Below are 25,161 nucleotides of genomic sequence, written 5' to 3'. Positions count from 1 at the left end.
AACGGCACGAACTGACCGTGAGGCGATGCTGACGATCGCGGCCGATCGCAGGCACCTCGACGCCAAGATCAGCATCGCCGCGTGCTCCACACATTGGGTCGGCGATGACCCACATCCCTATGTTCACATGATCGTGCCGGGCGACGGCATCGCGCCGGACCGATCACGCTGGCGCCATTCAACGGGATGTCATGTCGAAAGCGCTGCTGAAAGAGCTCGCAGCCTGCCTGCGGGGTGCCGAACAGGATTCCAGCGTTGGCTGCGTGGTCCTCACGGGTGCTGGCCGCGCGTTCTCGGCAGGAGCCGACATATCGGACATGCTCGCCAGAGGCCTTGCGTCCTATGCCGATCCCGAACGTCTGGACAGCTGGCGTGCGGTCGAACGTTTCCCGAAGCCGCTGATTGCCGCCGTCAACGGCTTTGCGATGGGCGGCGGGCTGGAGCTTGTTCTTCTGTGCGACGTCGTCCTTGCGGCAGAAACGGCGAAGTTTTCATGCCCCGAAATCAGGATCGGTTCATTTCCGGGCGACGGAGGCACGCAGCGGCTGCCCAGGGTCGTGGGCAAGTCCTTCGCCATGCAGATGATCCTGACCGGAGAGATGGTCGATGCGGGACTTGCAGAGCGGAAGGGCCTGGTCAGCGAAGTGGTTCCGGACGACGGACTGCTCGAGCGGGCCCTGCAGCTGGGTAGCTCGATTGCCGACAACTCGGTCGCGATCACTCCTTTCGCCAAACGTGCGGTCCAGGCCGCGGAACGGACGCCACTCGACGAGGGCCTGCGTATCGAACACGCACTCGCGGTAGAGGCTTTCGCGATGGAGGACCGGACTGAAGGACTTCGGGCATTTGCCGAGAAGCGGCAGCCCGTTTTCCGCGGGCGATAGCGGCCTTTGGCCCGGGACGCCGGCTGAAGGTCCCGGCGGCATGCCAGGCTCGGTCCGGGCGGCTACTGGCGGAGCAGTAGTGCAGGAGGAAACGCATGTGGGATTACATCATAGTGGGGGCAGGCTCGGCAGGCTGTGTGCTTGCCAGCAGGCTTAGCGAGGATCCGGAAGTAAAGGTGCTGCTTCTCGAGGCCGGCAGCCGCGACTGGAATCCGATGATCCACATTCCCGGGGGCATAGGCAAACTGTTCGGTCCCGGGGTCAACTGGCGCTTCCACACCGTGCCGCAGGAACATCTGGACAACCGTTCGATCTGGTATCCGCAGGGCAAGACGCTTGGCGGCTCCAGTTCGATCAACGCGATGATCTACATTCGCTGCCAGAAAGAGGACTATGACAACTGGGCGGCCCTCGGGAACGAAGGCTGGGGCTATGAGGACGTCCTGCCCTATTTCCGCAGGTCTGAAGACAATGACAGGCTGGCGAACCGCTATCATGGTCTGGGTGGACCTCTTGCGGTTTCTGACCAGATAAGCCCGCATCCGCTGACCCGGGCGTTTGTTCGCGCGGTCCAGCAGTACGGGCTGCCGTACAATCCCGATTTCAACGGCGAGACGATGTATGGCGCCGGATTCTATCAGGTCACCTGCCGCGACGGCCGCAGGCGTTCGGCGGCTGTCTCCTACCTTCATCCGGTGGCGGACCGCGCCAACCTGACAGTGAAGACCCATGCCAGGGTGACCCGCATCGTCGTCGAGAATGGAAAGGCAACGGGTGTCGAACTGGCAGATGGCCAGCGCTGCATGACATTGAAGGCGGAACGCGAGATCATTGTATCTGGCGGCGCCATCAATTCACCGAGGCTGCTGCTCCTGTCGGGCATTGGCCCCGCCGGCGAGCTGGAAGCGCTGGGCATCCGGCCGGTTGCCGATCTTCCTGGTGTTGGCCGCAACCTTCAGGACCATCTGTGCACCAACGTGCATCTGACGCTCAGGCAGCCCGTCAGCTATGACGGCCATGACCGTTACCCGAGAGCGCTTCTGCATGGCATCCGCTGGCTGCTCTACCGCAATGGACCTGCAGCCTCGGTAATTGTCGAGGGCGGCGGTTTCTTCCAGACAGATGGCGCCTCACGTCCGGATCTGCAGATTCACCTCGCACCGGCGACTGTCGTTCGAGGCGGGCAGACAGTTCTGCCAGACGCGCGCGGCTTTACGGTCAATTCGACTTTCCTGCGCCCGAGGAGCGGTCGGGTCCGTCAGGCTGAAGTCGGCCGATCCCTCCGACGAGCCACTGGTCGACCCGAGGTACCTCAGTGATCCTTTTGACCGGGAGATGGCACTGAAGTCGATCCGCATCATTCGCGAGGTCCTGTCCCAGAGCGAGATTGCAAGGCACATCGAGACCGAGCGCCTGCCGGGACCATCTGCCCGGGCGGATGAGGAACTCATGTCCTATGTCCGCCAGTATGCCTGCTGTGACTATCATCCGGTTGGCACGTGCAGGATGGGCACGGACGAAATGGCTGTCGTTGATCCCGAACTGCGCGTGCGGGGGATTGCCGGACTGCGGGTCATTGATTCATCGATCATGCCGGTCCTGATCAGTGGCAATACAAACGGGCCGGTCATGATGATTGGCGAAAAGGGTTCAGACCTCGTCAGGAACAGAAAAACCGTCGACGCCGCCCGGCCGGACGCTGCAGCGGCCTGAGCAGGTCGACATCGGGAAGGGCCCTGGGCGAATCGGCGGCAACAGATCCGGTCCGGACCGGAACACCCTGGCGGCCTGGCCGGGGGAAGCCCGCAGGTCAGACAGGACTATGGTTCGCAGACCGGAACAGCCCAATGCAGTTTTGACCACCGGAAACACCCGCAACTGGAGGCGACGGCTCGATGACACCTGCAGCGTTCTCGAGGGAATCCGCCAGAGCGGTTCGCCCGATGAGATCTGCAGGTCTCTTCTTGCATTTGCAGGCCGGTTCGGAGCAACAAACCTGCTGGCCGGTCAGATCCCTCAACCGGGCTCGTCCCGTAACGAGCAGCTGTCGCATGTGCTTCTGGATGCCTGGCCGCAGGAATGGTCGGTCCGGTATTTTTCGAATGGCTATCTCTACCATGATCCGACGATAGGACTTGTCTGTCGTGACAGTCCGCCGTTCCTGTGGAGAGATGCCTGCAGGCTTTCCGGTACCGGCGCGACGGGTGCCCGGATCATGGCGGAGGCGACCGAGTTTCGGCTCCGGGACGGGATGACAGTCGCGCTGAGAACAGTAGAAGGGATGCTGGTCGGCTTCTCTGTAGCCGGGGAGAGCCTCGACATCCCGGCGGATTATGGTCTGGTTCTCCAGCTGATAGCTGCCTTTGCGCTGGGCCATGCAATCTCGCTCGTCGACGGCAAACTGCCAGTCCGTCCTGTCCACCTGTCGACCAGGCAGAAAGACGTGCTGCGATGGGCGGCAGAGGGCCTTACGGTCGAGGGCATTGCAGAGCGTCTGGCAATAAGCAGGAACACCGTGGATACCCACCTGCGCGTCGTACGCGAGCGGCTGGGAGTGGGCACCACCATCCACGCCGTTGCAGAGGCGCTCAGGCTTTCCCTGATAGATTGAAAAGCCTCACGGGATCACGTGATGCCGGGGTGCCGGCAGTTCCACCATATTCGGCCGATCTCAATCCTGGAGGACGGCCAATGCTCCATATCGTCACATCCGCAAACGCCCAAGCCTATCGCCTCGAAATGGAACAGGCTTTCCGGCTTCGCCACAGGGTCTTTGTTGACGAGAAAGGATGGTCGGCTCTGCGCAGCGACGACGGCAGGGAAACTGACCGCTTTGATGACACGTATGCAGTTCACATGCTTTACGTCGAGCAGGACCAGGTGATCGGCTATCAGCGCATGCTCCCGTCTTTGCGGCCGCATCTTCTGTCCGAGGTGCTTCCGCAGCTTTGTGAAGGAGATCGCCCCTCCGGTCCCAACATCTGGGAGTGGACCCGTTACTGTGTCGAACCGGGCCGGCGTGAGCGCGGCCGTATGCTCAGCCCGGTCGCCAATGCCCTGCTTTCAGGAATCGTGGAATGGGGTCTGGCTCGTAGTATCGACACGAGCATCATCGAGATGAATCCGCTCTGGCTGCTGCGGCTGGTTCAGCTGCATTTCCGTGTTGTGCCGCTGGGACGCCCCCTGGTGATCGAGGGAGAAGAGACTATGGCCGTAACGGCAAGCTTTGACACGGGAACCCTGGCCAGACTGTTGCAGGCGCGCATTCCGTAAGCTCGAGAACCGGACCTCCACAAGGGTATCGCATAAATGGACCACCCCGAGTGTCGTGACGACCAGCAGCTACCTGTACAGCAGGTACCAAGGAAAACCGTCACGAGGACCGGTAGTGAGCCAGCACAAGAACTGCAAAGCCCTGGTAGTGGGTCAGTTTGAATTTTCGTCGGCTTCATCATTCTTCGCCGATGAACGCGACACGCCGCCGAGAACATATCCGGCAACCCCGCTGAGGATGGAGACGACTGCTTCGGATGAAATTAGGTTCAACATGCGAAGTGAACAGGCGCCCAATATGATGAGTACAACGGTCGCCATCTGAATAGCAGACGCTCTTTGAACAAGTAGGCTAAACGTCTTGGCGCCTCCTTTCTCGGTTTTCCAAAAGGCGATTCCTCCAATAATGGTCGCGCATACAGAAACGACAACAACCATGATGGTAAAATATAGTCCCAGTTGACTGAGCAATTCGGTTTCAGGTTGCATGCCTATTCTTTCTTGTACTCACCGCGTGCTTCTCAGCTTCCTTCGCCTCGATCAGCGCGACGATATCCCCGATTTCCCAAAGCTTGCCGGTCACGCCGGCAGCCATCGCCGGGGTCATCCGCAGTGAAGCATGAATGCGGACGAAATTATAGTACATGAAGTGCAGGGCAACTGCGTTGGCGTGAGCCACTACTTGCGGCGGACACACCCTAGGCGGAACCGGTATTTAAGACGTACGGGATCAAAGCAACCTCCGTATGAGAGATCTCGTCCTGTCGAACCTCAAATGGAACTGAGGCGTCGATTGCGCGGCCTTCAGAAAGCCCGGCCACTGGATGAACTCCCAGACCATGACCGTCCCTGCCGTCATTTTACCGAGCCTCGGACCAGGATCTTCAAAATCCAACAAACGGTAACCCAAAAGGCTCCAGCTGCCCATCCCGCCAGCACATCACTCGGCCAATGAACACCAAGATACACCCTGCTCGCGCCAATTACACCGGTAAGTATAGTGGCAACAACGAACAAGTACATCTTAGCCAACCTGTTAGCATTGGTGTCAGAAAAAACTATTACTGCGATCGACAAATAAATAATAGCGGACATCATCGCATGAGAACTCGGAAAACTGGTTGTGCTCTCGGAAACCATGTGTGATACAAGATTTGGACGAGGCCGCGCTACCAAAAATTTCAAAAGTAAATCCAATGCTCTGCCTGTCGCGGCGACGAATAGGAGGTAAAGACTACCCTTTACCATGCCTTGCACGGACATATAACCAATTCCGGCTGCGGTGACGAAGACAAGGACGCCGGTACTGCCGAGCGCCGTGAAATCCCGCACCATCTCCTCGAACCAAACCGGTCCCAGAGGATTAGACAGGTCAGACGGGCTCCGCAGCGAGAGCAGGAGACGCTTGTCAACTTCTGCAATTTGATCGAGGCGCATCTCTGCCACCAAAAACGCGAAGGTAAGCAGGGAAACTGCGCAGATTGCAACGACCGCTAAAAAGCCGGCGTTGGAGATTCTACTGCTCGCGAACGTTGCGCGATGGTGGCCGACCGTCTGCATGCACATTCCAATACAACACAAAAGCGGCTCTTCGAAGGGCAAGGTTCTCCGAGCATGTTGGGCGATTACGCAAGGGACATGCGCGGCGCACCTTTCGCAGCGGGCCGTAGGCACGCAACCAATTGTCCAAGTCGTTCGCCTCTTCCTGTGTGCCGTTGATGGGGATCAAGTCTTGATAGAGGCCACCAAGCGCCGCTAGGCAGGCTTGCACAATGCCAATCCAAACCTCAGCAGACCTCCTGTGGTCTCTATGTCGGCTTTAAATGCCTTTGGGGAACGGACGATACTTCACCGTTCGCAGCCCGTCGTGGTCGTGTTCCGCGATGTCGATACAACCCCATGCCGCAATCGTCCGGTCGGCTCTCCATGCCGGCTGACCTGCCCGCGCTACGTGCACGGTCTCTTGCGGGGCAACGCCTCGCTTGATCAGTTCCCGATACAAGACAGGGACGGGGTCTGGATTTCCTCGCCGAATGGGGGTCGCGGCGGAAGTGTATGAGCCGATCAGTTAAAGGCTTCCCGATAAGTGTTGGACCCGAGGCGTCTTTGTAGCCGCATTAGCTCGAAGCAAAAGAGGTGGTCGAGGTGCCGGCCGCCACTCTCATCATCGTACCAGCCGAAATCACGGTTAGCGTCCCACCTTGGTCCAATCCAGGCCAGCGCATTGCGGCCCAGGTCGAACCGGTCACGCTTGGCTTGCCCCGGCCGCTTCCATGCAAACCGGCCATAATGAATGGTGAGGCCTTTCTCGCGCTGCTTCTCACGTCGGTCGGCTGCTGTCTTCATGGAAAGGGTACGAGCCTGTTTCGTCCGAAGCGACAGCTTGGTGTCGGGACGTTGCGATAGAGCTAGTGGTGTCCCCATGGGATTGTCGGCCCGCACCGGAAGGACAGCGCTAGTCCGGCGGGATTGGGCAACCTCGAATGGGTAGTGCTAGTGTAGTCCCAGTGGATTGCTGCCCATGCCAGAAGGATCGTTGGCGCTTCGTAGTGCCAGTGTGAGCCCTATTCGGTTTCATAGGCCTACTTGTTCACCCGATCCGGCCCGCAGCCAGCCCCAGAGCCCGATAGACCGACGCCCTGGACAGCCCGGTGACCCTCATGATCTCGGCCACGGTCTTCCCATCGGCGCGCATGACGACGATCTCGGCTACCCTCTCCCGGGTCGCCTTGCCTTGCGTCCAAACCTTGCCCGATGACCTTAGAGTTCGTTTTGAAATTCACGGATGGGCGTTTCGTCGGATGAGATTGCCGCCCATTGCGACAAGGATCATGGCTTGCGAGACGTCGATGCGCTGCTCGTAGTCGCGCACGAGGCGGCGCCATCTTGTCATCCAGCCGAAGGTCCGCTCGACGACCCAGCGGCGGGGCAGGACCTGGAAGCCCTTCTGGTCGTCGGATCGACGGATGATCTCGACCACGAAGTCGAGATAGGTGGCTTTGTCCATGAGCTTCAGCCGGTCATAGGCGCCGTCGGCGAACAGATGCTTCACCCAGGGCCAGCGCTTGCGGATACCATCCAGGATCGCCTGAGCGCCGGCACTGTCGGAGATGTCGGCGGTGGTGAGATTGACCATCAACAGCCGCCCATCCGTATCGACGGCAATGTGTCGCTTGCGGCCGACAATCTTCTTGCCGGCGTCATAACCCCTTGTTTCAGCTTGCGGAGCCTTGACCGACTGGCTGTCGATCACACCAGCCGTGGGACTGGCCTCGCGCCCGGCTCGCTCGCGATCCAGCATCAGCGCCACGTCGTGGATGGTCTGGAACAGAAAGCGCCGAGCCAACTCGCGGAACCAGCCGTAGACCGTCTGCCAGGCGCCGAAATGGATCGGCAGCATCCGCCAACCGCAACCGGAGCGGACCAGGTAGCGCACGGCGTTGACCACCTCTCGGGATTCAACCTCGCGCGGACGGCCGCCACGCCCAGGCTTGGGCATCAGCGGTGCGAACTGTTCCCACTCCTCGTCCGTCAAATCAGACGGGTAGCGCTTGGTCTTTTTGGCGATCTGGGCCATCCGGCCACGGCTCTGCTTTGTCCACATCTAAGCTTGAATCATAACCCAGCCTCAAACGAAACCCCAGCAAGCCGATTTTCACAACGGTCTCTTAGCAATCCATCTGCTGCTCGGACCGAATAGCTGTCTCGAGCTCAGCAAACACGGCCGGCATCTGCGCATCTCGCGGCCTGCTGGATCGGAAGTATCGATCTGGTGGTCGAGGACCCGAAGGGCAACGCCGTCCTTCTCCAGTCCGTTCACGATGTTGAGGAGGTCTGTCGCTGATCGCGCAGGACAATCCGATGCTTCCGTCAATATTTGAGTTTCCGAACAAAGGCCTCGGCAACTGAGAGAGTGCCTTGGACTTGGTGGCCATATTTCTCTACGCGGTCCGGCACGCCGCCCGAGTGTACAATTATGCACGTTTCAAGCGCACGGCTGGATGAAATCTTAACTTCAGTTCGTCGATCAAAATCGTATCCTGAACCAGACTTCGTCGGAACTGCAGTCGATGGCAGCATTATTCCTCCCTTCTGCGGATAAATGCAGAACGGCCCCCAATCTGCCGCTTCGGGACCGTAGTGCCCCGACCTTCGGAAAACGTCAGTAGTAAGCGTCCTCAATTCTATAGCAATCGTTGATTCTGGTCGCGCAGGAAACTCAAACTGTTCGCTCGCCCGCTTATCGATGTAGGCGGTCATGTAGAAAGGTAAGTCAAGGTCCAATCTATCAATTTGAAAGAGAGTATTCTGATTTGGTCTTAATTTTAGCCGCTCTCCGTACTCGACTGTACCGTTTGTGGTGACTATGTTTACCTCCCTCTCATCCTTTTCTGCATCTGTGATATCGACCGTATAAGTTGGATGCCATTCGATTGTTCCTTGGAAAGACTGTTTCTGAAAGGCGCCGGGCTTTACAAATATTTCAATGTCACTAGAAGCCGCCCTAATGCAATCCAGAAAAGCCTTGCGATTATCCGGCGGAATCTCCGAGGATATGAGAGAAACACTAGCGTCTTGGGACAAAACCGTGTTGGTTCGAGAGCTATACATGGAGGCGATGTTCTGTGCATCGTTATAAGAAAGATCAAAACCATCATATCGGACCCCAACTCCGGTCGATTGCCCCTTCCTAACCAGCTGATCAACCGCATGGTTATATGCAAGAAAAGTCAGGGCAGATGTATCATACTTCACGACATCTGGTCGTAATATCTCTGCAGCCGGACACTTGTCCTCCGCACTCGCGCTAAGGGAGTACATTAAGAGAAACAGGCAAGAGAGTGACAAATATTGTCTTGACATGCGTTCCTCCCACTAGCTCTCCGAACATTAGCATATTCGCAAGTGCGCTCCTAGCGGGTGGTTGAAAGTTGACGATCTTACGCGCTAACCCCTGATCCAGTATTTTGACGACTGCCTATGCAATGCTCAGCCGCGCCGCGCCCGAGAGCATCTTCTGCTGGTCTAGCGATCCGCGCCGGCAATGTCCCTGAGATGAACCTCGCCTGCCGGCGTGCCGGACGGCCGTCTTGCTGACGCCAGCGATACGGTTGATCGTTGCGGTAGCCGGCTTGTCGGCCGTCGCCAGCATAATCCGGGCGCGCCAGACCTGCTTCTGGAGGCTGTTTCGGTCATCGATGATTCTTGCAGGCGCTTTGCGATCAGTCGAACTGAGGCAGACGGTGATGCCGGTACGTATCCCGAAGACTCGCACGACGCCAAGGCCATGGGAAATCTCAACCAGGACTCTTGAAGTTCGGCAATCTACTAGCGCACCGCCCAATTTTGATGCACTGTTCATAGGCAATGTCAGCTGGGGGGAGACCATGAGTTCCACAAAGCTGTTTGGCTACGCGCCCAATGCGCGGACGCGCGTGTCAAGCCGAACGGATTGGATTGTTCGTTTCTGGCCCGCCTTTGCCTGTATCCTCCTGCCGACAATCTTTTACTTCGGCATCTTTAAGACCGTCGTCCGTCCCTTGGTGCGCTATGATTTCGCTCACGTTCCAACAGGTGAGACAGGGCAGGCGACGAGTCTCGTGCCTGCAACTTCCATGCCGCCTTTGACGATTACGCATGCTTTGCTGTCGCCTGACTACTTCCCGCCTGACGGAACTGCCTCTGCAGACGCGATGAAACTCACTGCCAGGGCCATGGATCTCTCCGGTCGCCTTGATTTTACGATTCCAAGTGCCCTTCTTATCTTCATTGCAATAATCGCGGTCATACTGTCGTTTATCGTCATCAGTCGAAGGGCCCAGTTTCCGTTAAACGTGTACCTATATCTTCTTGGCGTGCTTCCTGGATTGCTGATTGTGTACGCTCTTAGGCACGAGGAGGGCACCCGCGAAATAATCGTAAGACCAATTATCGATGAATTGGTAAAGGAGAGCCTTCTTTCGGAGTCCGTAAGATCACTTGCTCTCGAAGTGATACAATGGAACGTCGGCGCGGGGATCTTTTCCACGATAGTTGTTCTGGTTTCGCTGTCGGTTCTATCCGTCCGTGCGACCGCCGACGAATTGGTTGCTCCAGTTCTCCGTCGGCGACTCTATGACTTCAAGGCACTAATGATTGTGGTGGCGGTGGTTCTGGTGTTGACAGTGGTAATTACAAGAACGCTGATTCAATGGCAGCTCGACTTTCTCTCCAGCGATGGTCGGAAGGCTCTGCTGCCGCTAGCCACCTCTCTGGCGAATTATTGGGGTGCCAGTTCGACAGGGGTCATGCTCGCGGCCTTCTTGCCGCCCTTCTTCAGCTGGACCCGTGACGTATCAGCATTCTCGGAGATCAGCCTACCTGAGGGTACGCAGTCCGAACGCCAAGAGTATCTTGCCAAGCAGGGACTCGTATTCGCCCCAGTTGCCTCGGTGACCGCTATTCTGACTGTGGCCGCTCCGGCGCTCGCGACTCCCGTGCTGGATGCAATCGGCCACCTCCTCCAAGCCCAATCAGGGTAGTGCGCCCATGATGTGGCGCTTTGTGTTTCTGTGCTGGATAGTCTTGAGCTCGGTTGGATGCGCTGCAGGGCTGCCTAAGGTAGCCGATCTTTCGTGTTTGCCAGAGTCTGATACCGCCCAGGTCGATCTGTTTTTCGTGACTGACAGAGGGATCGCGGCGAGTGCACCCGAGGTGCTGCTTGATAGCTCGCGGTCAGATCGGCTTACCTATGGGATGGTCAGACTGGATCTTCCGACGACACGTAAGCGCAGTTTTGGTACCATTACCAGCGACTTTAAGATAGCTTCTATCATTACATACAAGGATTCGGTTGATTTTTTGCAGGAAGTTAAGGCACGTGCGCGCAATCGCTCTGTTCTTCTCTACACGCATGGGTTCAATGAGGATTTTCAGGAGTCGGCGTTTAGGGTGGGATACTTCTATCTGGACGGATGCTTGAAGATTGTTCCCATTCTTTTTTCATGGCCTTCTAAGGGAAGTATGTTCGCTCACTCATATGATCAGGACAGTGCTACATTCGCACGAGGCGCCTACTTAAGTCTTCTTAAGAGCATTCTGGATTCACATTTGTCACGCCCTGTTGATCTCATGGCGCACAGTATGGGCAATTGGATCGTACTTGAGGCTCTAAACCGGCTGAAGATGGAAGGCGAGGTGCGAGGCAAGCCAGTCGGGCGCGTGGGGACAGTGATCCTGGCCTCACCGGACGTAGACGTGGACGTCTTTCGAACTTTGCTGCCGGGCGCGCTAGGGGTCTCGGACCGCGTGGTCCTCATGGCATCCCAGAAGGATAAATTGCTTCTGGTCTCCAGATTGCTCGCGCTTGGAGGCGCGAGAGCGGGCCAGGCGACGGGCGCGGAACTGATGAACCATGGTATTGTAGCGTCGCGCAATTTTAGCGTGTTTCGGATGGATTCTGCGAAAGTTGGGACCTGCCCTGCTCTCGGGCATCGGTGTGCAACCGCTAATCCATACGTTGTGAATTACGAGAAGCGGATTCTTGAACAAAGGCAGCCCCAAGAGTGAAAATGTCTCGATAGCCGGCAAAGCCGGCCTCTCAAGCAGAGCGATGGTCGAAAGCAGGGTCGTGGCGAACTGCCCGGATGCGCGCGGGCAAAGGCCTCTTAAGCTGCATGCGCTGCAGGACGAGGAACTTTGCGACAGACGCGGCTGCTGGAGACAAGAAGAGGCGCATCACTGGAAGCTGCGTCCGAATATTTCTTACGCAACGGGCGGCACTCGACCTGCCGAACCGGCCGATTGTGAGGTCGCAACTCTTTGGACAAACGACCCAATGAAAGCACCCAAAGTCAGCTTGGTTAGGTCCATAAAACCTGTGCCGGGCTTGTAGAGCTCAAGACTGCAGAAAATTAGCGTCAGCGCGACTGTCAGCAGCGGCAACCCCGTCAGTCCCAGTTTGGTGGCGAGGCCCGTTCCACCTGTCAAACTGCTCAAGCGCACGTATTGATCAATCGCCTTCTCGTTTGAATCGGATATAAGCGCTTCTAGGAGCTTTCGGTCTTTGTCCGGAATGACGTCCTTTTGTGTGGCTGAAGATGAGTTGACAATGCGAACGCCCACAAAAAGCAAAATCAGGACAACAGCCAGACTGCCGAGCGCAAAAATCTGCGAACTCGTCTGAGACAGGTCGCGCGTTTGAAGATCTTTAAATAGAAAATAAGCTCCTATTGCGGCTGCATACAGTATGGCCAACCCCACCCCAGGGCCTGCCAATAGTGCATTCAGCCGGGCCTGCATTCTCGATTCATTTGATGGTTGCTCCGCCACGAATACCTCCTAAATATCCGATATATATAATGGACAAATTGCCACATGGCGAGGCATATGTCACCAGAATTCGAGTTATGTTCCGAGTCATGCGAGTAAGATCGCCATATATAGAAGGTATAAGTACCCATCTGTTGTTTAAAGCTGTTCAGCACAAAGGACAGACCTTTTGCCATTCCCTACCGCTGCTAAGAAATTTCGGCAATGAACTCAGCGAAATCCTCTTTGTCGCTGGCAAAACGTCTGGCCGCCGGCACCACAACGCAAGCTGTGGTTGAGGCGGTGCGACGACGTTTGATCCATCCCTAAAGTACGTCAACTGTCCGATCGGACAGGTGACGTACTTTAGGACGGCTGCAACTATCCCCCGGTAACGGTCGGGGGATCGCGCCATGATTACGGCTCATGTCGTCAATGCGCAGAACAGACATCTCTATGAAAATGAGTTCGACGAATTTCTGCGCCGTCGGCACGATTTTTTTGTCCACCAGAAGCGGTGGCGGCCGCCAAGCCCGGATGGTCGCGAACTGGACCAGTTCGATACCGATGCTGCGACGTATCTCCTGGGTATCGAGGACGACCGGGTGGTAACGTCGGCGCGGCTGATCCCGACCAGCGAACCGCACATGGTGTCGGAAGTCTTTCCCCACATGTGCGAGAAATCAGGGGTCCCGAGGCGCCCGGATTGGGCCGAGTGGACACGCACTTTCGTTGTTCCTGACAGGCGCTCTACCGGACTGCGGGGCACGCTGACACAGCTCTGCTGCGCAGTGATGGAATACGCTGTCGATGAGGGCCTCAGCGCCGTCGGCGGCATCCAGGAAACCTATTTCATGCCGCACCATGGCGCCCTCAAATGGCGGGCCGAGCCGATGGGCATGGCAAGGGAAGAAAACGGCGAGTGGTACATCGTCGCGTATATCGAAGTGAATGAGGCGGCGCTGGCCAGTGTCCGAAAGATCCTCGGGATCAATCACTCACTTCTCGTGCGGAGAGGAACGCAGCTGCCCTTTGTTGAAAAGGCCGAAATGGGGAGAAGAGAACATGACCGAGATAGCCTTCGGAAAGAAAGTCAGCGCCGCATTTAAGGACAAGGTGATCACGATCTGTGATGAGCTGGGCTGTGACGCGAGCTTTTTGATGGCGTGTATGGCCTTCGAAACAGGCGAACGCTTTCGCTCGAACACCGTCAACAAAGTGAGCGGCGCGACCGGGTTGATCCAGTTCATGCCAAGCACGGCAAAGGGGTTGGGCACAACTACCGGCAAACTTGCAGCGATGACCGAAGTCGGTCAACTCGACTACGTGGCGCAGTATTTTAAGCCGGAAAAAGACAAGCTCAAGACGTTATCCGACGTGTACATGGCGATCCTCTGGCCGGCAGCGGTCGGCAAGGCCGAGGCTTTTGTAATGTTCAGGGTGCCGACGGTCCAGTACCAGCAGAACAAGGGTCTGGACAGCAACAGGGATGGTGCCGTGACTAAGGGCGAAGCGGCAGCGAGAGTACAGAATAAACTGACACGCGGTCTGAGCGATACCTTCCGCGGTTAGGTGACGGCGGTCGGCGGTGCGGCGCTTAGTGCCGCGGTTTGTTCTACTGCCCAAGGGAATTCGAATAGCGCACCAGAGGTTGAAAATCATGGCTGCTCCAAAGAGCCTCGCACCGGGCGCTTATCTGCCGGGCGATCTCGCCGTCGAACTTGACCTTGCGGCGCCGATCGGGCTTGGCGGTCCAAAGAGGCAGGCGAGGTGGGTTCAGGAGCGCCTCTGTTTGGCCGGCTTCGGGCTCCGTATCGACGGTAATTTCGGTTCGGCAACTGAACAGCAGCTGAAGAACTTCCAGCAGGCAAACGGTTTGACCACGACGGGTCGTTACGCGCAACCAGAGCACGATTTGCTGACGCTGCCATTTGTCCGGGCACTAAATCCGGTCGATATCGTGGATCGCAAGCTCGGAGCGCTAACGGTAGCTGTGGCACACCAGCATATCCGGCAGCATCCGGTCGAAGCCGGCGGCATAAATAGTGGTCCTTGGGTTCGAATGTACATGGATGGTGAGGAGGGCCCGGAGTGGCTCTGGTGTGCGGGTTTCAGCTTCTTCATGCTGTATCAGGCGAGTTATCTGCTCAAGCAGGCGGCGCCGATGAAGAGTGCCGTCGGCGTAGATACAGTCGTTGACCGTGCCAAGGCTGCAGGAAACTTTCTGAGCGAAAAGGATGCAAAAACCACTGCCGGCAAGGCGAAGATTCGCCCAGGCAGTTTCTTTCTCGTCCGGGCGAATTCGTCGCACTGGTCGCATATGGGCATTGTCTCAGAAGCTGGCGATGCAACCTTCAATACCTGTGAGGGGAACTCGAATGACAATGGCAGTTCCAACGGCTTCGAGGCGTTGGAGCGGGTCCGGAACTACGCGGGGAAGGACTTCGTCGTGTGGAGCTAGGAGCGAAGTCTGACAGTTGCGATTCAGCCGCTGTCTGGACCGTCCCAACCTGTGGATCGCGATTGAGGGTATCCAGACAGGATGGAGCTGGCAATGCTGCGACTGTTGGTTAAGGCGAACTCCACGATTGCCGGACAGACACTGACTCGTGCGCAGCGGAAATACCAGGCCGTACCGCTATTTCGCAACATTGGATCTCAAACTGGCCAAGGAATGGCCGCAGGCGTCGCATGGCATGTTCTGTCTTCGGACGATAGCGGCGACAATCCGTGGGACGCCTGCCACCAGTTACTTTCGGATGAGTTCGGTCTGGCTGGCGGCATTGAGTTCGCGGAACCGGATTTGCAGCAGCGTTGGCTAGCCGGGGACGAAAAGGCCATGGGCCTCGCGCTAGCTGGAGGCTGCAGCAGCGCGACCAGACAGGACACGTCCTACCCGACTAATGTCGACAGCTTTTGGTTGCGGAAGCGGGCGTTTTCGCAGTTCGATGACGCCTTCGCGAAAGTGGGCCCGGCAGCTGCCGGCCGGGTACGCGTCGCTCACCTCGATACAGGCTACGACCCTGGTCATCTTTCGCTCCCGGCACATATGAACCTGGCCCTCCAACACAACTTCGTAGACTCAGACCTGCCCGATGACGCTACCGATCGTGGCACCAGCGGGGGCCTCGCCAATCCAGGCCACGGCACCGGCACACTTGGCTTGCTCGCGGGCAAGGCGTTTGGTGCGTTCTCTGTCCTCGGCGGCGCACCGGAGGTTGAAGTGGTGCCGATCCGCGTTGCCAACAGTGTGCTGCTATTCTACAACAGCGCCATCGCTCAGGCGTTGGACTACGTGCACGGCCTGTCGGCCAATCCCGCCACATTCGTCCACATCATCACTATGAGCATGGGCGGGCTCGCCTCCCAAGCTTGGGCCGAGGCGGTCAATGCCCTGTATGAGCAAGGCGTATTCATCGTCACCGCGGCCGGCAACAACTACGCCAACTTCCCTACGCGTAACATCGTCTATCCGGCTCGCTTTGGCCGCGTCGTCGCCGCCTGCGGGGTGATGGCGGACCACCGGGCCTACGCCGACCTCGCGCTAAATCTGATGGCTGGCAATTACGGACCGCCCTCCAAGATGGGAACGGCCCTCGCCGCCTGCACGCCAAATACCACCTGGGCCCGACGTGGCTGTCCGGAAATCGTCGATTTCGATGGGAACGGCACGTCATCGGCCACGCCGCAAATTGCTGCGGCCGCTGCCCTCTGGATACAGTTGAATGCAGCCAGGCTGGCGGCCTATGGCCAAGATTGGATGCGCGCAGAAGCGGTGCGGCAGGCCTTGTTTCGTTCTGCTGCCGGCAGCCCGGATGCCGCTCGGCTAGGACGCGGCGAACTCAAGGCCCTTGCGGCATTAGGCATCGCGCCACCGAGGCCTGCCGACCTGGTCAAGGCGCCGTCCGACAGTGCGAATTTCCCGTTCCTGGACGTTCTCACCGGCGGTGACTTCGGCGCCGTGCCCCCACACGGCCGCCGGATGCTGGAGCTCGAGGCTCTTCAACTCTCGCAGTCCGCCGCGGTCGAGGTCCTGCTCCCTGATCCCGCCGTGGATCCGCGTTCGCTGACGCCGAGGGACATGTTGAACATTGCCGACGCGTTGATGGCGCAGCCGGGTGTCTCAAAGGCACTTTGCACGGCACTGAAGAACGGCGGCAGGACGTCAGTACCGGTATCCCTCGTTGCTCCAGTTACGTATCCAACGCCGCCCGGCGATGCGATCGCGAGGAAACGACTCGATACGGCAATGGCGCCCGTGGTCCGGCCGCCAGATCGCCGTCGGTTGCAGGTATTTGCCGTCGATCCGTCGCTCGCCACCGATATGGGCACCGCAGCGATCAATCGCGCAGTAATCGATGTACGTTGGGAGAAAGACCTGCTGCCGGGACCGGTGGGCGAATATATCGAAGTAGTCGATGTCGATCCGGCGAGCCGCTGCGCATATGCGCCGATTGACCTCAACCATCCTTACCTTTTGATGCAAGACGGGCTGACGCCCTCCGAGGGCGATCCACAATTTCACCAGCAGATGACGTACGCAGTCGCCATGCGGACCATCGAGCGTTTCGAGCGGGCGCTGGGTCGCTCTGCGCTATGGGCGCCGCAGCCGGGCGAAACAAACGGTATGAAGGACAGCTACATCCAGCGACTACGGATTTATCCGCATGCCATCCGCGCCGCGAACGCATTCTATAGTCCAGATCGAAAGGCGCTGCTGCTTGGCTATTTTACCGCGGCGGGCGACAGCGCCGGCCTTGGCTTGCCACACGGAGTCTACTTCGCAGCGCTGTCGCATGATGTCATCGCACACGAAACCACTCACGCTCTGCTCGATGGTCTGCACCGGCGGTTTCGAGAGCCGACCAATCCGGATGTCCTGGCCTTTCATGAGGCGTTCGCCGACATCGTCGCGCTGTTCCAGCATTTCAACCTGCCTGAGGCCCTGAAGCATCAGATTCGCAAGACCGCGGGTGACCTGTCGCAGGAAAGTCTGCTGAGTCAGCTCGCTGTAGAGTTCGGTCAGGCCATGAATGGCAATTATGGGGCGTTGCGCGATGCAATCGGTAGAACTGACAAGCACGGCAAATGGAACCCCGCCAAGGTCATGCGCAGCGACTATGATTCAGGCAAGGAGCCGCACGCGCTCGGTTCGGTGCTGGTTTCGGCGGTTTTCGCCGCTTTTCTCTCCATCTATCAGGGACGCACAGCCGACCTGATTCGCCTCGCCACTAGTGGCACCGGTATCCTGCCGCCTGGCGAAATTCCGGTCGATCTTGCCGACCGGATGGCCGACGAGGCTAGCAAAGTTGCCGGGCAGGTTTTAGCTATGTGTATCCGGGCGCTCGATTATTGCCCCCCGGTAGACATCACCTTCGGAGACTACCTGAGGGCGCTCATAACTGCCGACCGCGACCTGGTACCCGACGACCCGCGCGGATACCGCACGGCGTTCGCGGCTGCTTTCCGCGACCGGGGGATTCTGCCACCTGGCGTTCGCCATTTATCCCCCGCCAACCTGGTATGGGATCCGCCAGTGCTGGGCCTTGACAATCTTGCGAACGTGCTCGGCAAGATGGAACTCACCTGGAATTTGGACGGTGACCGCGAGACAGCCTACGAAGCGTCGCAACGTAACGCCGCGATCTTTCACGCTTGGCTTGTTTCCCGCGAGCACGTCTCGGATGAACAACTGACGGCGCTCGGTTTCGTTCGCGAGACCGGCCCCAAAACCATTCCGCTTCCTGACGGCATCTCAATTGACGGCACCATCGGTGGCATCGAGGTGCATTCGGTACGACCGGCACGCCGTGTCGGACCAGACGGACAAAGCCAGACCGATCTTGTCGTCGAGATCACACAGACTTGGCGCCCAGCCATTCCCGATGGCACCAGCTATCGCGGAGGCTGCACGCTTCTTATCGACCTCAAGTCCACTACGGTCCGCTACGTCGTTACCAAGAAACTAATGGGCGCCGGCCGGATCGCAGCACAACGCGACTATCGCAGCCGCATGAACGAGAACCTGCGGGCTTGCTATTTCGGTGGGCCACCGGCGGGAAGGGAGCCGTTCGCCTTTCTTCATGGCATGAGCTAGGGGCGCGACATGGCAGGGAAATCGACCGCAAAGCTCAGTGCCGCCACGGCCGGATTGCCGACCGCTGCACGGGCCAAAATTCGCATGTATAGGCAGGGTCTCGGAGACTGTTTCCTCGTTACGCTGCCGAGGCAGCATGGCGACCCCTACAGGATTCTCATCGATTGCGGGGTGATACTCGGCACCAAAAAGGCTGGCGAGATCATGACGCAAGTGATGGACGATGTGCTTGAGGAGACCGATTCGCACATTGATCTGCTAGTGGCGACACACCAGCACTGGGACCATCTGTCGGGCTTCATCCAGGCCGCTGACTCTTTTGCCAAGCTCAAGGTTGATAAGGTCTGGGTGGGATGGACAGAAGATCCGGATGATAGCCTCGCCAACGAACTCCAGGATGAGCGCAAGAAGGCCATCAGCGCCCTCAGACTGGCCGGTTCGGCCATGACCATGGCGGGAAATTCGGAGGGGGCGGCCGAGATCGATGCACTAGTGGGCTTTTTTGGAGCTGCGGGAGGCCATTCGACCGAGGATGCCCTGAAAATAGCGATGGCGAAGGCCGATGTGCGCTATTGCCGCCCAGCTGACGATCCGGTTCATCTTTCCGATCCTGACGTCCGGCTCTATGTCCTTGGTCCGCCGCCCGATGCAAAGCAGATCCGTCGCACCCTGCCGTCGACGAGAAACCCCGAGACCTATGGCGTTTCTGCGCATCTGCCGGCCGCTGACGTGGCGAGCGCCCTCTCTGCCGAGGACTGCAATTCGCCTTTCGACGGCCTGCGCCCCATCCCATTTGCCAGTGCCACGGGCATGGACTTCTTTCGCCGGCGCTATTGGGGGCCGAACGAGGATGCGCCTGCGTGGCGCATGATCGACACAGCCTGGCTCGATGGCGCCTCGGAACTAGCGCTGGCACTCGACAGCGCCACGAACAACACAAGCTTGGTGCTGGCTATCGAGTTTGTTGCCGATGGCGACGTGCTTCTGTTCGTTGCGGACGCCCAAGTGGGCAATTGGCTTTCGTGGCAGGACCTCTTCTGGACGGTGGACGAGAAACGGATAGCGGGCCCCGATCTGCTGGCGCGCACAATTTTTTACAAGGTTGGGCATCACGGCAGCCACAACGCTACACTGCGTGAGAAAGGCCTCGACCTGATGAAGAACCTGCGAGTCGCGGCAGTCCCGGTCGACCATCAGATGGCGCTAGACAAAAACTGGGACAACATGCCGCTTCCCGCGCTACTAGAGGCGCTGAAAGCCACAGCAAAGGTAGGTGTCGTGCGCATCGACGAAGCACCAGCAGAGCCAATTGAGGGTATCGCGTGCACGGATCTCTATTTTGACATTTCAGTTTAGCGGGTCGGCGTGATTGTAGCCAACTGAAAACGGATTGCCGCACGCCAGGATTTGATTTTCCGTGTCTCGACAATCGCCAGCTGAAGAAATCAGAGCACAGGTAACGGCAGGGTGTGCCCAGCAGGGTCAACCCAAGGGTGCTCATCACAGGGGGTATTCGGATGTCAACGAGCTTTCAATCTTTGCGCAGCCTGGGATGCATGCTTCGGGCCGGAGCGCCCGACGAGAAGAACGAGGTCCTCGCCCACGAATGGCTGTCGCTTAAGACGATCTGGGAGGCCACTCGTCCAAATGTGACTGACCCCGCGAGCTTGGCAGCGATAGACGGCCTTTTCCCTAAGTCTTTGGTCTGGAAGTCAGGGGCTGAGGAATGGCACGAGCTAAACGCCGCCGAGCAGGCGATCGGCCTGGTGCTTTTTGAGCCGCAGCTTACTACCGAGTTCCTCATACTGATAGAACTGGCTAGAGCGCGCAAGTTGACGAACCTGGCGGCGCACGAGAACAACGCCAAATTATTTGATCCACTGGACGAAAGCGATGCTGCCATGCGGCGCAAACGTGCCGCGTATACAACGCTACTCGACGATCTACAGAGATGGTTTATCAATCAGCGGTTTAACAGAAGGCTGCGCAGCGAGACGGCTTCACGCCTTTTCCGTTTCGGGCTGTGCGTGATGGGGATTTCGATACTGCCTTTCCTTCTGTACTTCTTCATCTTCTCGTTAAAATTTGACGGAACCAGCATGGCGCCAGGCGATGTTGCAAAAGGTTATAAGCTATTCTCCTCCAACCCGCTTTTCGGTCTCGGGATGGTTTCTGCGTTTGGAATCCTCGGCGCCTATTTCAGCAGAGTGATGAGGTTCCAGTTGAACATCCAGACATTCGGGTTTGAGGACGTCATGACCGAGTATCAGCCTCGGATGCTATATGTTCGTCTGCTGTACGGCATGATAGGTGCATTCGTCTTCTATTTCCTCCTGCGAAGTGGCATTATCGGTGGATCTGCGTTTCCAGATCTAGCGAACATCTCGGTTGGAGAGCACATCGTCTGGCAAGCATCCGAGACGACCATTTCCCCTTCTGCCACGCATAGCAAATTGATGGATCCAAGCGGTCTGACGATCCTGGGCCCGACTGTCGATCTTGCGAAACTCCTTGTCTGGTCATTTCTTGCCGGCTTCTCGGAACGGCTTGTACCTGACACACTCGACAGGACAGAGGCGCGGGCGAAGGCAGCAGATCACGAGTAGGTAGTCGTGCTGCCAAAAGGATAGGTCCTTACATCAGCATCTCGTTGACCGGGAGCGTGTCGTGGCGTGTATTGGCGCAGCGGAACTGCTTGAGCTTGTTGAAGAGGCGTTCGATCATGTTGCGCTCCGTGTAGAGGTGGGCGTCGCAGGGATGCTGGATCTTGCGGGCTTCGCTTCGGCGGGATGACGACCCTGCGTTTCCGTGATCTTCGTGCAGATGGTCGCAGACATGGCCATTGCCGGCGATTCCGGCGCCAGCCTCGAGGCCATCGGTGAGATCCAGGGCAAAGGCGATGTCGTTGCCACGCACCTGCGCTGAAGCTTGGGAATGTATCTGCGAACCATCCAGGCTTTTCGTTGCCCACTGCGGTCAAAACAATTTCATCAGTTGAGGCAATTCAGTCTTCTTGCCGCTGGCAAAACGGCGCACGTTCTACTAAAATATTCCGCGCTTCTAAATTAGGTTGCACTCCCATCGTGGCATAGAGGCGGAGGTCTCTGGCATGATCGATTCAGACGTGTTCGACTTTGTCGAACGCTGCAGGAGGCACACCGCACCGGAACCGCTGCTGGCCGATCTGCTTGAGACCGTACGAAACCTTGGCTTTGAACATCTTATCCTGAGCGGCGTTCCTCTTGGCGGGCAGAAGCTTGCGCCGATGGTGGAACTGAATGGCTGGCCGGCGGGCTGGTTCGAACGCTATATCGAAGCCGAGCATGCGGCTGTTGACGGCGTTTGCATTTATTCAGCAAAAACGCTGAAGCCATTTATATGGGCCGATGTCCCGGCAAAATGGTCCGACACGGAAGGTTCGCGACGTGTTGCGGGCGAAGCGACGGAGTTCGGCATTTGCAGCGGTTTCGCCGTGCCGATGCTGAGCGTTCACCATTGGCAGTCCGTGCTGTCGTTTGCGTCTTCCACGAAGTCCTGCACGCTCTCGCCGCGCCATCAGGTGCAACTGGTGACGATGGCGGTTTACGCTGGCATGTCGATCCAGGCTTTGTCGAATGACGGTGAAGGTGACGAAGGTCTTCTGACCGATCGGGAAAGGGAGGTGCTTTTGTGGGCCGCAGCCGGCAAGACCTCTTCGGAAACATCCCAGATACTTGGCCTCGCCGAGCGCACCGTCAAATGGCACGCCACAAGGGCTCGGGAAGCGTTTGGCGTCGGCACCACAACGCAAGCTGTTGTTGAGGCGGTGCGGCGACGTTTGATCCATCCCTAAAGTACGTCAACTGTCCGATCGGACAGGTGACGTACTTTAGGACGGCTGCAACTATCCCCCGGTAACGGTCGGGGGATCGCGCCATGATTACGGCTCATGTCGTCAATGCGCAGAACAGACATCTCTATGAAAATGAGTTCGACGAATTTCTGCGCCGTCGGCACGATTTTTTTGTCCACCAGAAGCGGTGGCGGCCGCCAAGCCCGGATGGTCGCGAACTGGACCAGTTCGATACCGATGCTGCGACGTATCTCCTGGGTATCGAGGACGACCGGGTGGTAACGTCGGCGCGGCTGATCCCGACCAGCGAACCGCACATGGTGTCGGAAGTCTTTCCCCACATGTGCGAGAAATCAGGGGTCCCGAGGCGCCCGGATTGGGCCGAGTGGACACGCACTTTCGTTGTTCCTGACAGGCGCTCTACCGGACTGCGGGGCACGCTGACACAGCTCTGCTGCGCAGTGATGGAATACGCTGTCGATGAGGGCCTCAGCGCCGTCGGCGGCATCCAGGAAACCTATTTCATGCCGCACCATGGCGCCCTCAAATGGCGGGCCGAGCCGATGGGCATGGCAAGGGAAGAAAACGGCGAGTGGTACATCGTCGCGTATATCGAAGTGAATGAGGCGGCACTTGAGAGCGCCCGCAAGAGACTTCGCATCACCAAATCCCTGCTCGTCCGGCGCGGAGCCCAGCTTCCATTCCTTCGTCAGCCCGAGAAGCGATCGGAGGTGGCCTGATGACATCCTCGTACCGGGCCGTGAGCAGCGTACGACAGGCCGCCGCCCGGTGTCGTAACGATGTCGAAGGCAGACAGTTAAAATCAAAACGACAGACCAAAGAGGGGAGATCAAGACGTAAGAGAAATTCTTTTGCGACGCCGAGCTGAATTAGAAGTTTATATTTTCTAAAAAAAAGGACTTTCGCGGTGCGCAAAAATAGGGCAAGAATAAAGGATGGATTGTTGGTATTTATGCTGTCGATATTGGTGACAGCATGTGCATCCGTGCCTAAGCAGGAGACAAAGATCTTTGTTCAGAATGTTTCCGAAATTGAGAAGGGTGTTGACCCGCTTCTATTGGAACTCAGTGTCGCCGAACGAAAACAGGCAATTATAAAGCTTCAAAGCGACGCAGCCATAAACCCATCAGGCGCATCGGATTTTGATCCAGTTGACGCATATTACTTCGCCAGCATTGGCGAAGGCCCAAATACGACAAAAATTCGGTTGGCCTTCGGCGTCATCCAGTCTTATGCAGCGCTGCTGACTGCTCTTGTGGACGGCTCAAGCGTGGCTGAATGGAAGGCGCAGGTGCAGAGCATTGCGTCAAACGTTGCCGCCCTCGCGCGATTCTCCCAGTTTTCTGCTGTGGCAACAGCGCTTGATCCATTCATCAATCAACTATTGGTCGCACATAGCAATGCAGAAGCTCGAAGGCTGGCATTGGAAGGTCGGAAACCGATGCTCATTCTCCTGGACGAGCTCAAGAGCGCGAGCGACCAGATCTTTCAGACGCTTGTTTTCCAGGATCAGCCAGGAGTTAGCGCTCGAACGAGGGCGGAACGAAAGGCAGACATGGACGCAGCAAGAACCAAGGTTGCGAACTATGTCGTACTGGTTGACCGCCTGGAGACGAATTTTAATCAGATGGTCGTGGCCTACTCGCGGCCCAGCAATCCCGTCAGCTTGGCAGCTGTGGCCGAGGCGAGTGGCAATCTTGCTGCCGATGCCAAAGCGGCCCGCGCAGCTTTCGCATCCCTCAATCATCAATAGGAGGATTACAACATGCCGAGCGCGCTTCAGCAGTCAATCGTTTCGGCGATGTATGTGGTAGAGGCGAAATTGGATGCAGGCCCTCCTGATGCAGAAAAAGCTGATCTTCTTGCATCGGCGAACATCCTTGTCGGGCTGCTGGCACGGGTGAATGAAATTGAGCTCGCTGCCGCTGCTGACCGCGTCGCTGCTGCCTCCGCCGCACTGCTCGCCGTTGTCAACGCAAGCGGACAAGATCCGGTGGCTGTCTACCTCGACAAACTCAACAATGCGGTTGGAAAGCTACGCAAGGCAGCAGTTGCGGCTCATCTCGATGCTTCGGAGACGGTGCCAAGAGCAGCGGCAGTGGCTGCCTCTGACGGAAAAGGTGACGCGGGCCCTTCCGCACCGGTTGCTGGAAGTGGGATCGATTGCGCAACGGATTGTTCCAAGCGGGCGATTCAGATCGCTGCGGCAGGGAAGACTTTTGTTGCGAGGTACTATCGGTCAGCTTCCTCCAAGTGGGCTCCGCTCACCGCGAAGGAGGCACAGGCTCTATCCGGAGCCGGATTAAAAATCGTGACAGTTTGGGAAAGCGATTCTGATCATCTTTCGCATTTTTCTCATTCTACCGGTGTTGCCGAAGGGAGCTCTGCCTACAAGCAGGCAATGTTAGCCGGGCAGCCATCGGAAACCCCCATCTATTTTGCCGTGGATTTTGACTGTGACAGTGAAGGTATTTCTGGACCCGTTAATGATTATTTCCGCGGCGTAAAAGATGGATTCTCTGCGATAAGTTCAAATCACCCGGCCTACTCAATAGGAGTGTACGGCTCTGGCAATGCCTGTGCGTGGTTGGCTGGTCACGGGAGAGTACAGTATGCATGGCTGGCGATGTCTACCGGCTGGGGCGGGTCAAAGACGTTTAAAGGCTGGAATATCAAGCAGGGAAAGGCAGACTCGCGATTGACTTTCGACCACGATACCGATGAGGCGGTCGCCGACTATGGTGGCTTTTCGATCTAGCTCGCAG

The 25,161-nt window shown here is 57.7% G+C and carries 24 protein-coding genes and 3 pseudogenes; 17 read left to right on the top strand and 10 right to left on the bottom strand.

Features of this window, described 5'->3' with window-relative positions; genetic code table 11:
- Nucleotides 1-19: 19 nt before the first annotated feature.
- The 5 genes and pseudogenes from NKJ01_RS36405 to NKJ01_RS04175 all read left to right on the top strand — a co-directional run.
- Nucleotides 20-172 (top strand): annotated as a pseudogene (locus NKJ01_RS36405) (IS91 family transposase); the annotation flags it as partial.
- 19 nt (nt 173-191) lie between these two features.
- Nucleotides 192-884 carry an enoyl-CoA hydratase/isomerase family protein gene (locus tag NKJ01_RS04195; protein WP_352726361.1) on the top strand — a complete coding sequence of 231 codons (693 nt, stop codon included), beginning with the start codon at nt 192-194 and terminating at the stop codon, nt 882-884.
- Nucleotides 885-979: 95 nt separating this feature from the next.
- Nucleotides 980-2,597 (top strand): annotated as a pseudogene (locus NKJ01_RS04190) (GMC family oxidoreductase).
- A gap of 109 nt (nt 2,598-2,706) precedes the next feature.
- Complete coding sequence (locus NKJ01_RS04180; RefSeq protein WP_352726357.1) at nt 2,707-3,495, top strand: helix-turn-helix transcriptional regulator; 789 nt, start codon at nt 2,707-2,709, stop codon at nt 3,493-3,495.
- Nucleotides 3,496-3,575: 80 nt separating this feature from the next.
- The gene (locus NKJ01_RS04175) at nt 3,576-4,157 is read left to right on the top strand and encodes an acyl-homoserine-lactone synthase (RefSeq protein ID WP_352726355.1); all 582 of its coding nucleotides are present in this window, start codon (nt 3,576-3,578) and stop codon (nt 4,155-4,157) included.
- A gap of 153 nt (nt 4,158-4,310) precedes the next feature.
- On the opposite strand, the gene NKJ01_RS04170 is transcribed toward NKJ01_RS04175, so the two are convergent.
- The 8 genes and pseudogenes from NKJ01_RS04170 to NKJ01_RS04135 form a co-directional block, all read right to left on the bottom strand.
- Complete coding sequence (locus NKJ01_RS04170; RefSeq protein WP_352726353.1) at nt 4,311-4,646, bottom strand: hypothetical protein; 336 nt, start codon at nt 4,644-4,646, stop codon at nt 4,311-4,313.
- Nucleotides 4,636-4,842, bottom strand: a pseudogene (locus tag NKJ01_RS04165) (hypothetical protein); the annotation flags it as partial. The gene NKJ01_RS04170 and the pseudogene NKJ01_RS04165, both read right to left, overlap by 11 nt.
- A gap of 170 nt (nt 4,843-5,012) precedes the next feature.
- On the bottom strand, nt 5,013-5,717 hold the full coding sequence (locus NKJ01_RS04160) for a phosphatase PAP2 family protein (protein ID WP_352726352.1): 705 nt from the start codon (nt 5,715-5,717) through the stop codon (nt 5,013-5,015).
- Nucleotides 5,718-6,221: 504 nt separating this feature from the next.
- Complete coding sequence (locus NKJ01_RS04155) at nt 6,222-6,503, bottom strand: hypothetical protein (protein ID WP_352726350.1); 282 nt, start codon at nt 6,501-6,503, stop codon at nt 6,222-6,224.
- Nucleotides 6,504-6,747: 244 nt separating this feature from the next.
- Complete coding sequence (locus NKJ01_RS36400) at nt 6,748-6,936, bottom strand: helix-turn-helix domain-containing protein (RefSeq protein WP_502905855.1); 189 nt, start codon at nt 6,934-6,936, stop codon at nt 6,748-6,750.
- Nucleotides 6,937-7,761, bottom strand: a complete 825-nt coding sequence (locus NKJ01_RS04145) for an IS5 family transposase (RefSeq protein ID WP_352726346.1) — start codon at nt 7,759-7,761, stop codon at nt 6,937-6,939.
- 51 nt (nt 7,762-7,812) lie between these two features.
- Nucleotides 7,813-7,977 carry a recombinase family protein gene (locus NKJ01_RS04140; protein ID WP_352726511.1) on the bottom strand — a complete coding sequence of 55 codons (165 nt, stop codon included), beginning with the start codon at nt 7,975-7,977 and terminating at the stop codon, nt 7,813-7,815.
- A 50-nt stretch (nt 7,978-8,027) separates the two neighbouring features.
- Nucleotides 8,028-9,020 (bottom strand): hypothetical protein, encoded by a 993-nt coding sequence (locus tag NKJ01_RS04135; protein WP_352726344.1) that lies wholly within the window; start codon nt 9,018-9,020, stop codon nt 8,028-8,030.
- Nucleotides 9,021-9,544: 524 nt separating this feature from the next.
- On the opposite strand from NKJ01_RS04135, the gene NKJ01_RS04130 reads away from it, so the two are divergent.
- Complete coding sequence (locus NKJ01_RS04130; RefSeq protein ID WP_352726343.1) at nt 9,545-10,678, top strand: hypothetical protein; 1,134 nt, start codon at nt 9,545-9,547, stop codon at nt 10,676-10,678.
- Entirely contained in the window at nt 10,641-11,705 is a 1,065-nt protein-coding gene (locus tag NKJ01_RS04125; protein WP_352726341.1) for an alpha/beta hydrolase, read from the top strand. Before NKJ01_RS04130 ends, NKJ01_RS04125 begins: the two co-directional genes overlap by 38 nt.
- Before the next feature lie 195 nt (nt 11,706-11,900).
- Here NKJ01_RS04125 and NKJ01_RS04120 read toward each other — a convergent pair whose 3' ends face one another.
- A complete protein-coding gene (locus NKJ01_RS04120; RefSeq protein ID WP_352549331.1) occupies nt 11,901-12,467 on the bottom strand; it encodes a hypothetical protein in 567 nt (188 codons plus the stop codon).
- Between the two features lie 392 nt (nt 12,468-12,859).
- On the opposite strand from NKJ01_RS04120, the gene NKJ01_RS04115 reads away from it, so the two are divergent.
- The 6 genes from NKJ01_RS04115 to NKJ01_RS04090 all read left to right on the top strand — a co-directional run bounded on the left by NKJ01_RS04115 (nt 12,860) and on the right by NKJ01_RS04090 (nt 21,149).
- Complete coding sequence (locus tag NKJ01_RS04115; protein ID WP_352726339.1) at nt 12,860-13,555, top strand: acyl-homoserine-lactone synthase; 696 nt, start codon at nt 12,860-12,862, stop codon at nt 13,553-13,555.
- Nucleotides 13,512-14,018 (top strand): lysozyme family protein, encoded by a 507-nt coding sequence (locus NKJ01_RS04110; RefSeq protein ID WP_352726337.1) that lies wholly within the window; start codon nt 13,512-13,514, stop codon nt 14,016-14,018. Before NKJ01_RS04115 ends, NKJ01_RS04110 begins: the two co-directional genes overlap by 44 nt.
- A gap of 88 nt (nt 14,019-14,106) precedes the next feature.
- Nucleotides 14,107-14,907, top strand: a complete 801-nt coding sequence (locus tag NKJ01_RS04105; protein ID WP_352726335.1) for a peptidoglycan-binding domain-containing protein — start codon at nt 14,107-14,109, stop codon at nt 14,905-14,907.
- Between the two features lie 93 nt (nt 14,908-15,000).
- Nucleotides 15,001-18,543, top strand: a complete 3,543-nt coding sequence (locus NKJ01_RS04100) for a S8 family serine peptidase (RefSeq protein WP_352726332.1) — start codon at nt 15,001-15,003, stop codon at nt 18,541-18,543.
- 9 nt (nt 18,544-18,552) lie between these two features.
- Nucleotides 18,553-19,899 carry a ComEC/Rec2 family competence protein gene (locus NKJ01_RS04095; protein ID WP_352726330.1) on the top strand — a complete coding sequence of 449 codons (1,347 nt, stop codon included), beginning with the start codon at nt 18,553-18,555 and terminating at the stop codon, nt 19,897-19,899.
- A 161-nt stretch (nt 19,900-20,060) separates the two neighbouring features.
- Entirely contained in the window at nt 20,061-21,149 is a 1,089-nt protein-coding gene (locus tag NKJ01_RS04090; RefSeq protein WP_352726327.1) for a hypothetical protein, read from the top strand.
- A gap of 28 nt (nt 21,150-21,177) precedes the next feature.
- Here NKJ01_RS04090 and NKJ01_RS36395 read toward each other — a convergent pair whose 3' ends face one another.
- Entirely contained in the window at nt 21,178-21,459 is a 282-nt protein-coding gene (locus NKJ01_RS36395; protein ID WP_502905852.1) for a hypothetical protein, read from the bottom strand.
- A gap of 193 nt (nt 21,460-21,652) precedes the next feature.
- Here NKJ01_RS36395 and NKJ01_RS04080 point away from each other — a divergent pair, with 193 nt between their 5' ends.
- The 4 genes from NKJ01_RS04080 (at nt 21,653) to NKJ01_RS04065 (ending at nt 25,154) form a co-directional block, all read left to right on the top strand.
- Nucleotides 21,653-22,375 (top strand): LuxR family transcriptional regulator, encoded by a 723-nt coding sequence (locus tag NKJ01_RS04080; protein WP_352726324.1) that lies wholly within the window; start codon nt 21,653-21,655, stop codon nt 22,373-22,375.
- Nucleotides 22,376-22,458: 83 nt separating this feature from the next.
- On the top strand, nt 22,459-23,115 hold the full coding sequence (locus NKJ01_RS04075) for an acyl-homoserine-lactone synthase (protein WP_352726322.1): 657 nt from the start codon (nt 22,459-22,461) through the stop codon (nt 23,113-23,115).
- Nucleotides 23,116-23,303: 188 nt separating this feature from the next.
- The gene (locus NKJ01_RS04070; RefSeq protein ID WP_352726319.1) at nt 23,304-24,149 is read left to right on the top strand and encodes a hypothetical protein; all 846 of its coding nucleotides are present in this window, start codon (nt 23,304-23,306) and stop codon (nt 24,147-24,149) included.
- 12 nt (nt 24,150-24,161) lie between these two features.
- Nucleotides 24,162-25,154 (top strand): DUF1906 domain-containing protein, encoded by a 993-nt coding sequence (locus tag NKJ01_RS04065; protein ID WP_352726317.1) that lies wholly within the window; start codon nt 24,162-24,164, stop codon nt 25,152-25,154.
- Nucleotides 25,155-25,161 lie beyond the last annotated feature (7 nt).

Source organism: Mesorhizobium sp. M0276, from assembly GCF_040321755.1.
In the GTDB taxonomy this organism is placed as follows: domain Bacteria; phylum Pseudomonadota; class Alphaproteobacteria; order Rhizobiales; family Rhizobiaceae; genus Mesorhizobium.
Note: the sequence above shows the minus strand (reverse complement) of the source record. Positions and strands in the feature narration are given on the sequence as shown.